The sequence below is a fragment of the Rhodococcus sp. BH5 genome (genome assembly GCF_027583855.1).
Classification (GTDB): domain Bacteria; phylum Actinomycetota; class Actinomycetes; order Mycobacteriales; family Mycobacteriaceae; genus Rhodococcus_F; species Rhodococcus_F qingshengii.
Genome location: NZ_JAJHVW010000005.1, coordinates 412,784 through 426,047 on the forward strand (window position 1 = coordinate 412,784; position 13,264 = coordinate 426,047).

General features: G+C 62.5%; 13 protein-coding genes. 11 read left to right on the top strand and 2 right to left on the bottom strand.

The window, feature by feature from the left end; all coding sequences use genetic code 11:
- Window positions 1–65 precede the first annotated feature (65 nt).
- Window positions 66–668 (top strand): TetR/AcrR family transcriptional regulator, encoded by a 603-nt coding sequence (locus tag RhoBH5_RS16045; protein WP_007733070.1) that lies wholly within the window; start codon window positions 66–68, stop codon window positions 666–668.
- A gap of 109 nt (window positions 669–777) precedes the next feature.
- On the top strand, window positions 778–1,110 hold the full coding sequence (locus RhoBH5_RS16050; RefSeq protein WP_003941794.1) for a hypothetical protein: 333 nt from the start codon (window positions 778–780) through the stop codon (window positions 1,108–1,110).
- A gap of 14 nt (window positions 1,111–1,124) precedes the next feature.
- Here RhoBH5_RS16050 and RhoBH5_RS16055 read toward each other — a convergent pair whose 3' ends face one another.
- Window positions 1,125–1,853, bottom strand: a complete 729-nt coding sequence (locus tag RhoBH5_RS16055) for an NUDIX hydrolase (protein WP_007733069.1) — start codon at window positions 1,851–1,853, stop codon at window positions 1,125–1,127.
- 102 nt (window positions 1,854–1,955) lie between these two features.
- On the opposite strand from RhoBH5_RS16055, the gene nadA reads away from it, so the two are divergent.
- Genes nadA through nadC form a run of 3 tightly spaced genes read left to right on the top strand, consistent with a single transcriptional unit; the run spans window position 1,956 to window position 5,433 of the window.
- Window positions 1,956–2,993: a quinolinate synthase NadA gene (gene nadA / locus RhoBH5_RS16060; RefSeq protein WP_003941702.1), complete on the top strand. Its 1,038-nt coding sequence runs from the start codon at window positions 1,956–1,958 to the stop codon at window positions 2,991–2,993.
- Window positions 2,990–4,561, top strand: a complete 1,572-nt coding sequence (locus RhoBH5_RS16065) for an L-aspartate oxidase (RefSeq protein ID WP_270008508.1) — start codon at window positions 2,990–2,992, stop codon at window positions 4,559–4,561. Before nadA ends, RhoBH5_RS16065 begins: the two co-directional genes overlap by 4 nt.
- Window positions 4,561–5,433: a carboxylating nicotinate-nucleotide diphosphorylase gene (gene nadC / locus RhoBH5_RS16070; RefSeq protein WP_003941805.1), complete on the top strand. Its 873-nt coding sequence runs from the start codon at window positions 4,561–4,563 to the stop codon at window positions 5,431–5,433. The genes RhoBH5_RS16065 and nadC overlap by 1 nt, the downstream gene beginning before the upstream one ends.
- Window positions 5,434–5,439: 6 nt before the next feature.
- On the opposite strand, the gene RhoBH5_RS16075 is transcribed toward nadC, so the two are convergent.
- A complete protein-coding gene (locus RhoBH5_RS16075) occupies window positions 5,440–6,348 on the bottom strand; it encodes a LysR substrate-binding domain-containing protein (protein WP_070160579.1) in 909 nt (302 codons plus the stop codon).
- 71 nt (window positions 6,349–6,419) lie between these two features.
- On the opposite strand from RhoBH5_RS16075, the gene RhoBH5_RS16080 reads away from it, so the two are divergent.
- The 6 genes from RhoBH5_RS16080 to RhoBH5_RS16105 all read left to right on the top strand — a co-directional run bounded on the left by RhoBH5_RS16080 (window position 6,420) and on the right by RhoBH5_RS16105 (window position 13,252).
- The gene (locus tag RhoBH5_RS16080) at window positions 6,420–7,313 is read left to right on the top strand and encodes a dihydrodipicolinate synthase family protein (RefSeq protein WP_193595235.1); all 894 of its coding nucleotides are present in this window, start codon (window positions 6,420–6,422) and stop codon (window positions 7,311–7,313) included.
- 48 nt (window positions 7,314–7,361) lie between these two features.
- Window positions 7,362–8,675, top strand: a complete 1,314-nt coding sequence (locus RhoBH5_RS16085) for an HNH endonuclease signature motif containing protein (protein WP_270008509.1) — start codon at window positions 7,362–7,364, stop codon at window positions 8,673–8,675.
- Window positions 8,676–8,798: 123 nt separating this feature from the next.
- The gene (locus RhoBH5_RS16090; protein WP_054801584.1) at window positions 8,799–9,311 is read left to right on the top strand and encodes a GNAT family N-acetyltransferase; all 513 of its coding nucleotides are present in this window, start codon (window positions 8,799–8,801) and stop codon (window positions 9,309–9,311) included.
- 93 nt (window positions 9,312–9,404) lie between these two features.
- Window positions 9,405–11,396, top strand: coding sequence for a glycosyltransferase family 39 protein (locus tag RhoBH5_RS16095; protein ID WP_270008510.1), 1,992 nt, complete (start codon window positions 9,405–9,407; stop codon window positions 11,394–11,396).
- Between the two features lie 34 nt (window positions 11,397–11,430).
- Window positions 11,431–12,687 (top strand): hypothetical protein, encoded by a 1,257-nt coding sequence (locus tag RhoBH5_RS16100; RefSeq protein ID WP_270008511.1) that lies wholly within the window; start codon window positions 11,431–11,433, stop codon window positions 12,685–12,687.
- 61 nt (window positions 12,688–12,748) lie between these two features.
- Complete coding sequence (locus RhoBH5_RS16105; protein WP_003942377.1) at window positions 12,749–13,252, top strand: GbsR/MarR family transcriptional regulator; 504 nt, start codon at window positions 12,749–12,751, stop codon at window positions 13,250–13,252.
- Window positions 13,253–13,264: the final 12 nt, after the last annotated feature.

Sequence of the window (13,264 nt, forward strand, 5' to 3'; positions counted from 1 at the left end):
GGTGATCCCAAATGTAGGCACTGACACCATAGTTGTCAATGACAACATTTTGATATGGTGCCACCATGCCCGCCCACGAACAGCCGTATCATCACGGCAGCCTGCGACAGGAACTCCTGGCGTCGGCCGAAGCAACACTCGAACGAGATGGCGTCGACAAGTTGTCGCTGAGGCAACTCGCGCGTGAGGCGGGCGTGAGCCACGCGGCTCCGGGCAAGCACTTTCGTGATCGCCAGGCTTTGCTCGATGCCTTGGCCGAAAGTGGATTCCATCGGATGACCGGTGCGCTCGAGCGGGCAGTCGCGGATGCTCCACCGACCGCGAGGGCCCGGTTCTCCTCGCTCGCCAATGCCTACGTGGATTTTGCGCTGGAGCATCCGGGCCTGCTCTCTCTGATGTACAGCAACAAGCATGCGCCGGGCGCCGCCGAAACTGTCGTCAACGCGGGGCACGCGACGATGGACCTGACCGTCCGGCTCGTGTCGGAAGCTCAGGCCGCCGGTGACATTGCCGCCGGTGATCCGGAAAGCATTGCGCTGGTTGCCTTTGCGACGTTCCACGGCGTCGCGACGCTTGCTGCGGGCGGAATGTTGGGCGACGTGCCGGTGGGCGAGGTGGTGAACGCGGCCTCGACGGTCTTCTGGGCGGGCCTTTCCAGGGCTGTCTGAGGTGGGGCGCGCAATTCCCCAGAGTTCTCACAGAACCAGCACAAGGGAAGCACAAGATTGCGGACTTACATAGGAGTCAAGAAGTTTGATTCCGAGTGGAGGTTCGGCAATGAGTGTTTCAGAGATCGCCCCCAACAGGGGAGTTGTACTTGTCACGGACATCGGATTCGAGCACGGTGCGCGCACGGCCGCCGAGTTTCTCGACGCTGGTTGGAGCGTGGCAGTCACGGCGCGGACGGTCACCGAATTGGTTCGCGTCATGGCGGGAAAACCTGCCCATCGCTTCTTTGCGATTGTCGCCGATCCGACGGATCGTTGGCAGGCCGATCGGATTCTCGATCGGGTGACGACTCGGTTCGGTGTAATCAACCGGGTCATCGATCCGGCCGGCGCCGTGACCTCGGTGTGGTTGCAACGCGGAAGTCTCGAAGCTGTTGCCTGACAGTGCGATCGGTGTCAGCTTGGCGGCCGTAGTGCGGCGAATTCGTCGGTGACCCGCAAGGTGGAGTCGGTGAAACGGTACAGGGCGGGTGGACGTCCACCCGACTTGCCGGACGGTGCGGTGTTGCCGGTGGGAGTCAGAACGCCTCGACGCCCCAGCACGCGTTGCAAGTTGGTGGCATCGACCTGGTAACCGAGGGCAGCGCAGTAGATTTCGCGCAGTGTCGACATCGCGAACTCTTCCGGGGCCAGCCCGAATGCGATGTTGGTGTACGAGAGTTTCGCGGCGAGTCGATTGCGCGCGTGCCGTACGACGGTTCCGTGGTCGAACGACATCTCCGGCAACTTCGAAACGGGGTGCCAGGCCGTGTCCGGTGGCAGTTGTGGGTCGGCGCTGAGGGGAACGAGTCCGAGGAAGGTCGACGCGATGCGGCGCGGACCCGGCACGCGCTGTGGATCACTGAAGACGGAGAGCTGTTCGAGGTGGGCGACCTTTCGTAGGTCGACCTTCTCGGCGAGGAGTCGTCGAGCGGAGGTCGTCAGGTCCTCGTCGTCGCGCAAAGTGCCCCCGGGCAGGGACCACGTGCCCTTCTGTGGGTTGAGTGCACGCTGCCACAGCAGCACGGCCAACTCTTCACGCCCTTGCGGGCAGTGATCGCCGTCACCTGCGGCGATGCTTGCGGGGAAGGTGCGAACTTGGAACACCGCTGCAAGCACTTCGTGGGTGGTGTTACTATTGGGCACGTTTTCGATCCTAAGTCGAAAACCTCGAATACGGAAATCCGGGCCAGCCCGTCCGGATTTGAACTGGGTGACGAGCCCGGGTTCACGGTGAAGGAGAACGCCATGACGACCACGACGTTATGGGAGGGATCGGCCTCGCAGATTCACGACGGCCCCGGCGGATACAACGGAGTCGAAGCGACCCCCGAGTGGGCCGCTGAGATCAAACGTCTGGCTCGCGAACGCGGCGCGACGATTCTTGCGCACAACTACCAGCTGCCTGCGATTCAGGACGTCGCCGATCATGTCGGTGACTCCCTGGCGCTGTCACGAATCGCTGCCGAGGCGCCCGAGGACACGATTGTCTTCTGCGGTGTGCACTTCATGGCCGAGACCGCGAAGATCCTGTCGCCGTCCAAGACCGTGCTGATCCCGGACGAGCGAGCCGGCTGCTCTCTGGCCGACTCGATCAATGCCGAGCAGCTTCGTGAGTGGAAGGCCGACAACCCGAACGCGCTGGTGGTGTCGTACGTGAACACAACCGCAGAGGTGAAGGGTCTCACCGACATCTGCTGCACCTCGTCCAATGCCGTCGACGTGGTCAACTCGATCGATCCCGACCGCGAGGTTCTGTTCCTGCCGGACCAGTTCCTGGGAGCTCACGTCAAGCGCGTGACGGGCCGTACCAACATGCAGATCTGGGCTGGTGAGTGCCACGTGCACGCCGGCATCAACGGTGACGAGCTGACGGCCAAGTCCAAGTCGCACCCGGACGCCGAGCTGTTCGTGCACCCTGAATGTGGTTGCGCTACTTCGGCTCTGTACCTAGCCGGTGAAGGCGCGGTCCCCGCGGACAAGGTCAAGATTCTCTCCACCGGCGGAATGCTCGACGCGGCCCGCGTCACCAAGAGCAAGCAGGTTCTGGTCGCGACCGAGATCGGGATGCTGCACCAGTTGCGCAAGGCAGCGCCCGACGTCGATTTCCAGGCCGTCAACGACCGCGCGTCGTGCCCGTACATGAAGATGATCACGCCTGCCGCGTTGCTTCGCTGCCTTCTCGAGGGCAAGGACGAGGTCCACGTCGATCTCGAGATGGCCAAGCGTGCACAGAAGTCGGTGCAGCGCATGATCGAGATCGGTAATCCGGGCGGCGGCGAGTGACCAGCCCTGCCGGGCGTTTCGCCTGGGAGGCTCATGCCGACCTGGTCGTCGTGGGAGGCGGTGTCGCGGGCCTCACCGCTGCGCGCACCGCTTCCCTGCGGGGACTGAAAGTACTCACGGTCAGCAAGGGCGGTCCGACGGACACCGCGACTCAGTACGCGCAGGGCGGCATCGCGGTCGTCGACGATCTGAATACGGATTCCGTCGAGTCGCACGTTTCGGATACGTGTGAGGCCGGCGTCGGTTTGTGCGACGACGAAGCCGTCTATTCCATCGTCGAAGCTGGTCACGACGCTGTTGCTGCGCTGGCCGCGTTGGGAGCGGTCTTCGATCGCGGGCGAGACGGCGAGGTGTCGCGCACCCGCGAGGGTGGGCACAGCACGCGTCGGATCATCCATGCCGGCGGCGACGCCACTGGCGCGGAAGTGCAGCGGGCTCTCAATGCTGCCGGGCTCCCCGTTCTGTTCGGTGCAGCGGCAGTCCAGGTGGTGACCAACCGGCGTGGGGTGTGCGGACTCATCGTCTCCTCGCCGGAAGGCCTCGGAGTGATCCATGCGCCCGCGGTGCTGCTCGCTACCGGCGGACTCGGTCAGCTGTATGCCTGCAGCACAAATCCGCCCGGAGCGACTGCCGACGGAATCGCGTTGGCACTCGAAGCCGGTGCGGCGATTGCGGACCTGGAGTTCGTTCAGTTCCATCCGACGGTGCTCTTCACTCCGGGCGGGGTAGGCCGCCGACCCCTGATCAGTGAGGCGGTCCGCGGCGAGGGCGCGATTCTTGTCGACACCAACGGTGATTCGGTCACCGCAGGTGTTCATCCGCTGGGTGATCTCGCCCCGCGTGACGTGGTCTCGAGGGCAATCGCAGCACGCCTACGCGATCTCGGCACTGATCACGTCTATCTCGACGCTCGCAAGCTCGACGGTTTCGATTCGAGATTCCCGACCATCACGGCGTCCTGCCTCGAAGCGGGCATCGATCCACGCACCCAATTAATTCCGGTCGCTCCGGCCGCGCACTATTCGTGCGGCGGAGTCGCCACCGACGTCCATGGACGAACGGGAGTGCCTGGTCTCTACGCAGCAGGCGAAGTGGCTCGCACGGGATTGCACGGCGCGAATCGTCTTGCGTCCAACAGCCTTCTCGAGGGTTTGGTAGTCGGGGAGCGTGCAGGAATCGCAGCTGCCGAGCGTCGCGAGGTTCATGCCGAAGTGGTCAACGTGGTGCGCAAGCCGATGCCGATCCTGCCGCGAGAGACCGTGCAGTCCGTCATGACGGCACACGCGTCGGTGGTTCGCGACGGAGGCGGTCTCCAGATTGCGCGAGCCGCGCTTGCCGACGCCGAACAGACAGTGGCGGTGGCTGCTCCGGACCTCGAAGACGCGGCGCTCACGTTGACCGCGACTGCATTGGTCGACGTGGCCGTGGCGCGAACCGAGAGCCGTGGCTGCCATACCCGCACCGACTATCCTGAAACAGATCCGAATCAGCGTCGCAGCACTCGGATCAAGATGGGTGCCGATGGAGCGCTCGAAATACCCGACATGTTGTTGACAGGAGTTCATTGATGACCGAGCAGAAGATCCTGCCCGCGCCGCTCGACCGTGACGAGCTGCTCACATTGGTCAGGCTCGCTCTGGACGAGGATCTGCGCTATGGACCCGACATCACTTCTACCGCAACGGTTCCCGCCGATGCGGTCGCGAAGGCGTCGGTCGTCTCACGCTCCTCGGGTACTGTCGCCGGCATCGACGTCGGACTGCTTGTTCTCGACGAGGTGATCGGCGCGGGTAACTACGAGGTCGTTGATCGGGTGGCCGACGGAACTCGGGTTGCGCCAGGTCAATCGGTGCTCACCGTTGTCGCGCCCACCCGCGGACTTCTCACGGCAGAGCGCACGATGCTCAACCTCGTCTGCCATCTCTCGGGAATCGCCACGGCGACATCACAGTGGGTCGACGCCATCGCCGGCACTCATGCCAAAGTGCGGGACAGCCGAAAGACGCTGCCCGGACTGCGTTCTCTGCAGAAATATGCAGTCCACGTGGGCGGAGGCGTCAACCACCGTATGGGATTGGGCGACGCGGCGTTGATCAAGGACAACCATGTTGCTGCTGCCGGTTCGGTGGTCGCAGCACTTCGTGCGGTCCGTGAGCTCGCCCCGGACATCGAGTGCGAAGTTGAGGTCGACAACCTCACTCAGCTCGATCAGGTGCTGGCGGAGAACGTGGAACTTGTTCTGCTGGACAACTTCCCGCTGTGGCAGACGCAGATCGCGGTCCAGCGCCGAGACGCTGTTGCTCCAGAAACCAAACTCGAGTCATCCGGTGGTCTCACCATCGACGTTGCCGCAGAGTACGCCCGAACCGGCGTCGACTACCTCGCTGTCGGTGCCTTGACGCACTCGGTGACGGTCCTCGACCTCGGGCTCGACATGTAGGTGTCGCTATTGCTCGGCGTCCAGCAGTTGCGGGACGGCCGAGCGAAGCGCGTTTGTCACGGTTGCGACCGCCGGGTGAGCGTCGGAGCCCGCTCGGTGTGCAATCTTCGTCCTTCGTCGAATGTGCATCGGCGTCAGGCGCACACCTAGCGGCGGATGGATTGCTCCGAGTTCAGGAACCAGCGAAACACCCTGTCCCGCAGCGACGAGGGCGAGAACGGTGGCGAATTCGTCGATGTGGTGTCGCACTTTCGGGGTGAATCCAGCTGCCTGGCATGCGCGAATAGTCATTGCATGACAAGCAGTTCCGGGAATTGCGGTAATCCAGGGACGTTCTACGCAGTCGGTCAGCGATGCGACAGCGTCGTGGGGATCTGACTCGATGTCACTCGATGCGAGGTACACGGCTTCGCTGCAGAGCGGCAATGTCGTCAGGCCCGGTTCGGTGGGGCGAGGGACGAAGTCGTAGTCGTGAATCAACGCCAAGTCCAGAGTCCCAGCTCGTAGGTCGTCGGCGACGTCCGCCGGGTCGATCTCCGAAACCATCGGTTCCAACCCGGGATGCTCGCGAGACAGGGCGATCAATGCCGCCGGGAGGATCGCCCGTGCCGCGGTCGGGAACGTTCCGATGCGCAGCGGCCCCGCCAGTCCACGACGTGCGTCGACCAATTCACCTGACGCCTGCTCCAGGCGTTGCAGGATGGCTTCGGCATGACGTGCGAGGTTCTCACCGGCGGGTGTCAGCCGGACGCGACGGCCTGTTCGTTCCAGCAGCGGCACGCCGGCTTCACGTTCGAGGACGGCCAACTGCTGCGACACCGCGGAGGGACTGAACGACAGCGCCTCGGCAACGGCAACGATGGTTCCGCGCAGTGCTAGTTCGCGCAAGAGCTTCAGTCGGCGAACATCGAGCATCAGCTCAGCTTACGCTCGACGATGGAAATGCGAACTAGACCTACAAGGTTTGTTCGGTGAGGCTGAGTTCTATGACTACGACTCGAGTTGACCTGGCCGGAATCCATGTTCCACTGATCACGCCCTTCGAGAGCGACGGTCGTATTGCAACCGATGCACTCGAACAGCTTGCGCACCAGGTCCTCTCCGAGGGTGCGGTCGGACTCGTTGCGCTGGGGACTACAGCGGAAGCCGCAACACTCACCGAGCAGGAGAGAGTGACCGTTCTGGATATCTGTGCGAATGTGTGCCGTGCGAGAGGCGCGACGTTGATCGTCGGCGCGGGCAGTAACGACACGGCGGCCAGTGCGCAGGCGCTCGGGAGGCTGGCTCGGTGGCCTGAGGTCTCGGCGGCGTTGGTGCCGGTTCCCTCCTTCACGAGGCCGTCGAAAGCCGGTGTGGTGGCGCATTTCGCGCATCTGCAGTCGTCGAGCCCAGTGCCGCTGATCGTCTATCACGTGCCGTACCGAACTGCGTGCGATCTGGACAGCGGCACTTTGCAGGAGGTGGGTACTTTGCCCGGGGTTGTTGGTGTGAAGTATGCCGCGGGCGGTATCGACGCAGCTGCCGTCGAACTCTTCGCGGATCTTCCAGGCGACTTCGCCGTACTGGCGGGGGATGATCTGTTTCTCGCGCCTCTTCTGGCCTTGGGTGCGGCCGGTGGCATCTTGGCGTCCGCTCATGTGTCGACCGCTGAGTTCGTCCGCTTGGTAAAAGCTTGGGACAGTGGCGATGTGGACGGCGCCCGTGACCTCGGGCGGAGTTTGTCGAAGCTGTCCGGAGCTCTGTTTTCCGAACCGAACCCGACTGTGATCAAGGGCGTATTGCATGCGTTGGGACAGATTCCGACTCCCAATGTGCGACTGCCGTTGCTACCTGCGGGTGACGAATCGGTAGCGCGGGCGCTCGAGGTCTACCACTCTTGACTCGAACGGGTGTTCGAGTATGATTTGGGGAGGGGATCGGGGGATTCAATGAGCGTCTTGTTGTCGGATGTGGTGTCTGGTTCTGCGGTGGGGTTGCGCGGACGGTTGTGGCGGTTGTCTGCTGCCGAGTTGCGTGCTGCTGCTGCTGTCGAGGCGAGTGCGGAGATTCTGCGCCTCGAGGCGGTTCGTGTGGAGGTGGTCGACGAACTTTCGTTGCGCCCGGATGATCAGGTGATTGCCAGCCGCGGAGTGGGTGCGTGGTTGGCGGCGAACACGATGCTGCAGGTTCGGGACGGGAAGAAGATCGCCGCGTTGGGTGCTGCTTTGCGGCCGTTTCCGGCGGTGGCGGCTCGGTTCGATGGCGGGGACTGCTCGTTCGATCATGCCGTGTTGATCGTGGCGTTCTGCGAGTCACCACCGAAAGGCATGCCGGAGGAGGCATTACCGAAGTGCATCGATTTGTTGCTCGCTGCTGCGTCGGGGGTGGAAGCGACGACGACGAAAGTGCGGAACGTGATCGCGACCTTGGAGCGGTTGTTCGAATCGGATGAGATCCCGCCCGCCGAAGATGTCGATCTCAACGAGTTGCGGATCGCGTCGACCTTGAACGGTCGAGTGGTGGTGCGTGGTGATTTCGACGCCCTCACCGGTGAGATGCTGCTGTCGGCGTTGTCGAATCTGACGATGCCCACCCCAGCACCGGATGGAACCCCGGATGCCCGGTCGGCGGCGAAACGCACCGCGGACGGGTTCACCGAACTGATCCGCCGTTACCTGGACTGCGCGAAAACCGGTACCGATGGTGGTCAGCGTCCGCATGTGAACGTGCACATCAATGCTCGGGATCTGGCGGAGCATCGGGATTGTGCCGCACAGTCTTCGGATTCGAGTGATGACGACTCTCTGGACCTGGCCGATCTTGATGTCGGGCACATGCCCTGGCTCGGACCACTGTCCGTGTCACAGACCAGACTCCTCGGCTGCGACTGCTTCCTCTCCACCGTCCTGCTCGACGATCACGGCGCACCGCTCGATGCGAAACCCGGAAAACGATTGGTCACCCCCGAACAGCGAGTGGCGTTGATCGCCCGAGACAGAGGCTGCGCGTTCCCGGGGTGTTCATGTGTGCCTGCCTGGACGGATGCGCACCATATCCGGCACTGGGCCAACGGCGGGCCGACGGTGATGAACAACCTGGTCCTGCTGTGCCGTTCACATCATCGGTTGATGCACCGCAAATCCGGGTTCGTCGGGAAATGGGAAATCCGAATAGGCGCCGACAACAAACCGTGGTTCATCCCACCACCCTCGATTGACCCGCAGCAGCAACCGAGGCCGGCCAACACCACATTCAAAACCTGACTGAGTGGTGACACCCGTTCAGGCGCACAACTTCACGCCGATAGGCTTCAACTCGGAGATACACCCGGGTTGGGGCCTGGAGGCCGTGTTGTTGTGAACGGCTGCAGATATGGGGGAGGTCATATGGTTGTCGACGTTGTGCAAGCGGTCGAGACCGATGGGCCGGAGATTCTGGCGCTGCGGCACGCGGCAGAAGACTGGTTGGCAGAACGCGGAATCATCCAGTGGCGCCCGCGTGAAGTGTCTGTCGAGCAGGTCGGGGAGCAGATTTCGAGAGGGGAGTTCTTTGTTGCGCGAGACCGGGAACAGTCGAGGATTGTCGGTGCCCTGCGGTTGATCTGGTCAGACCCCGTGGTCTGGCCGAATTCGAACGATCCTGCCGGCTACGTGCACGGATTGGTTATCGATCGAGAATTCTCGGGCACCTCGTTGGGCGAACGCTTACTCGTCTGGGCCCATCGACGGTCCGCGCAGGAGAACGCGCAGTACCTGCGGCTCGATTGTGTAGAAACCAACGTGCGGTTGCGCCGCTATTACCGAGACGCGGGTTTCGCCGAGGTAGGGCGTCGTGACTTCGGAGACGATGCCGACAACGGGTGGTTCAGCGTCGTGCTGTTCGAGCGCTCCCTGACCTGATCCATTCACAGCAACTTTCCAGGCGGCTCCCAGTGCCGCCAGGGTTGGAGACGCGATCGTTGGCAGGACAGTAACTCGTGAAGGGACTTCCTGATGACCGCCGTTCTGCATCCGGCCCCGCGTCAGCGGCCGACACCAACTGCCCATCGCGCGGAGCCCTCGCCGTCGTGGTTCCGCACGCGCAGTACGGGATTGGCGCTGACGATCCTGTTGGCAGCAACGGCAGTCCTGTATTTGTGGAATCTGACCGCGAGTGGCTACGCCAACACCTTCTACGCTGCAGCGGCGCAGGCCGGCTCCCAGAATTGGAAAGCGTGGTTCTTCGGGTCCCTCGATACCTCGAATTTCATCACGGTCGACAAACCGCCCGCTTCATTGTGGGTCATGGGTGTGTCCGGGCGAATCTTCGGATTTTCGAGTGCCAGCCTTCTAGTTCCGCAGGCATTGATGGGCATCGGATCGGTTGCGCTCGTATACGCGGCCGTCAAACGAGTGGCGTCGCCCGCTGCGGGTTTGGTGGCGGGAGCTGTTTTGGCAGCTACGCCCGCTGCCGCCCTGATGTTCAAGTTCGACAATCCTGATGCACTGTTGGTTCTGCTCATGACTCTCGCCGGCTACTTCGTTATTCGCGCCATGTGCACGGCGATAGGTCGTCGAGCCGCTATGTGGGTGGCGCTCGCAGGAGTAGCGCTGGGGTTTGCCTTTCTCACCAAGATGCTGCAAGGGCTGATGGTGTTGCCTGCATTTGGTGCCGCGTATTTGATCGCCGGACAGGTGCGCTTGCGGACTCGCCTGGTCCACCTGGTGATCGGTGCTGCGTCCGTTGTCATATCGGCTGGGTGGTGGGTGTTGGCAGTGTGGCTGTGGCCCGCTGATTCTCGCCCGTACATCGGCGGATCGACCAACAACAGCGTCATGGACTTGGTACTGGGATACAACGGATTGGGTCGACTTCTCGGGAGCACCGGCGGCGGTGGCGGAATGGCCGGTGGCAGTGCAGGTTCGAGCTTCGGGGGAAGTGCCGGACTCGAACGGCTGTTCGGCAGCGAGATGGGTATCCAGATTTCCTGGCTGATACCTGCGGCAATGATCGCAGTGGTGTTCGGACTGCTCGCTCGGGGACGCGCACCGCGCACAGATCTTGTCCGTGCGTCGTTGATCCTTTGGGGTGGCTGGTTTCTCGTTACCGGCCTGATCTTCAGCTACATGTCCGGCACGATCCACCCCTATTACACAGTTGCGCTGGCGCCCGCCGTCGCGGGGATGATCGGGACCGGTGGATACGCTCTGTGGTTGGTCCGTGCCCGTTGGATCGGACGTTGCGGCTTGGCTGCGACGATGCTGGCCGCAGGAATCTGGAGTTGGGTGTTGTTGCACCGCAATGCCGACTGGCTGCCGATGCTGAAGTGGATTCTGTTGGCGGGCACTGTCGTCGGCGCGATCCTGGTTCTCGTGGGAGCCAAGGATCGATTCCGCAAGCTCGCTGTCGCTGGATTGATTCTTGGATCGTTGGCAGGGATAACCGGTTCTGCGTCTTACGCGATTGCCACTGCCGCAACAGCGCACGGCGGATCCATCCCGACGGCCGGACCAACCGGCGCCGTGTCCGACTCCGGAATGGGCGGGGGAGGAGGTATGGGTGGGGGCCCAGAGCTGCAAAACGGTGACGCTCCGCCGAATTCTTCTGACGCGACTGTAAATCCGGCGTCGAACGGGCAAGAACTGAGTAGCGGCAGCGAAAGTACTTCCGAGTTGACGGCAATGCTGGTCAATGCGGGCACCACGTGGTCGGCCGCGACCAACGGCTCGCAAACCGCAGCAACCTACGAGTTGGCCAGCAATACCGCGGTGATGGCGATCGGCGGTTGGAGTTCCGATCCCGCACCGACATTGGATCAATTCATCCAGTACGTGGCAGACGGAAAAATTCACTACTACATTGCCGGTGGCCAGGGCGGAAGCCAGCGAGAGGGCCAAAGCGGGGACAGCACGTCGAGTGTCATCCAGGAATGGGTCGAAGCGAATTTCACGTCGACAACGGTGGGGAATTCCACGATCTACGACCTCAGCGGGTATGTCGGATAGCGACGTAGTTGTTGTGGTAGGCAATGATCGAGAAATGTCTGGGCGCACCGCACACGAGTCGAACCGTCGCCGCGAGCAATGGACCTGGCGTGACGGGCTGGTGATCGTCTCGATCGTCGCCTTGGGAACTGTTGTCGCGGCGGTGACGAACGAAGACACGGGCACGTCGATTCCCGGCTGCGATTCGGTGGCATCGCCGGGTCCGCCGGTGCGTATCAACTACGGTTTTGCCGGTGAGCCCGGCTATGACGACCCGGACTATCCATGGTTCTCGGGACCGAAGGCCACCGCCATGAGCGACGCACTACTCGAATCGCTGCCTTCCGATGTCGACGTTGCATTTGCGAGTCCATCGAAATCGCTCGAGTTTGCGCCGATCCAGAATTACCGGGGTGCCTCGTTTCCTGACGGGGTCGACCCGATCGAGTTCAGCGGTTCTACGTCGGCGAAGGGAACCTTGACTCGCGTCGGGCGGACTGCGGATATCTCGGTTCAGGTGCGTGCATGGGATCAGCCGGTGCCGCCGTGCTTGGAGGGTCTGGTGGATCGGCGGGAGCATCTCGAAAACGGAACAGTGCTCGACATCGCCGATTTCGAGGACAGAGCCGATTTCGAAGACACAGACGGTTCGGAAGTCGGGGGCGAGCGCGGAGTCGTCGCGTATCTCGGTGATGGATCCCGGGTTGTTGCCAGCGTCGACACGTCGACCGGAACTTCGTCGGATGTTTCCCCGCTCTTGACGATGGACGAACTGATCGCGTTAGCGACCGCGCCGGGGCTTGCGGTGACTGCGCCGGTTCCAGACTCGACGCCGCCGCCGATGGCATCCTGCTACACCGATTCTGTGAATGCCGGTCCACCTGCGTCGCGCATGGATATCGACCGACTGAATCAGTTGCTCGATGCACGTTGGAAGGATCTCGGCGCGGCAGGCGTCACTTTGGAGCGCCCGCTCGGTTCGTTGGTTCCAGATGATTACGGACAGGGAGGAGTGTGCGAGCGGATCGTCGCCTCGACAGCGGACGGCAGCAGCGATGTCGAAATATCAGTTGGTACCGCTGTGCCGGAACCGGGTGACACACTGACGTTGCCAGGCTCCACCACCGTGACTCGCCTGGTCGATCCCGATGGCTCGGGCGATGACACGGTCCGGGTTGTTCACCCCTCCGGCGAAACAGTAGTGGTGACCCAGTTCGTGACATCGGCTGGCTCCACATCGGCGTCGCCTTTGACAATCGAACAGCTCGAGTTCATCGCAACCACTCCAGGGCTGGTGATTTCGGCTCGGTGACGGTGGTGCTGGCACAATAGTGGCGAATTGTTCGTACCCAGAGACGTCGGAGGCTCAACGAATGGGCGATGCCAGCCCTGCTCGCGGTGACGATTTCTCCACCTGGTTCATCGACCAGTTCTCCGTGTACTGGCAGTCCGGCGGTGGGGCCCGCATCGAAGGACGTATTGCGGGCTATCTGTTGATCAGCGAGTCGCCAGGGGTCAGCGCCGAAGAGTTGGCGCAGGCACTCGGAGCAAGTCGCGGATCGGTGTCCACCTACATTCGTCGATTGATCGACCGGGGGTTCGTCAAGCTCACGCGCAAGCCTCGGGATCGGACTCACTACTACGTCATGGATTCCGACGTGTGGGGCGGATTCCTCGAAACCGAGCACGTATATCTCGAGAATCAACGCAAGCTTGCGACCGAGGCCCTGCAGTACGCAAACCCCAACGGTCCCGCGTACATTCGTGTGCTCAACATGCGCGATTACATGGGGTGGATCATCGACAATCGCATGCTGAGCAGTGAGTGGATGCGATTCAAAGCTGAACGCGACGGCAAGAAACCCGCGTCCGAATAGGACGCGGGTTTC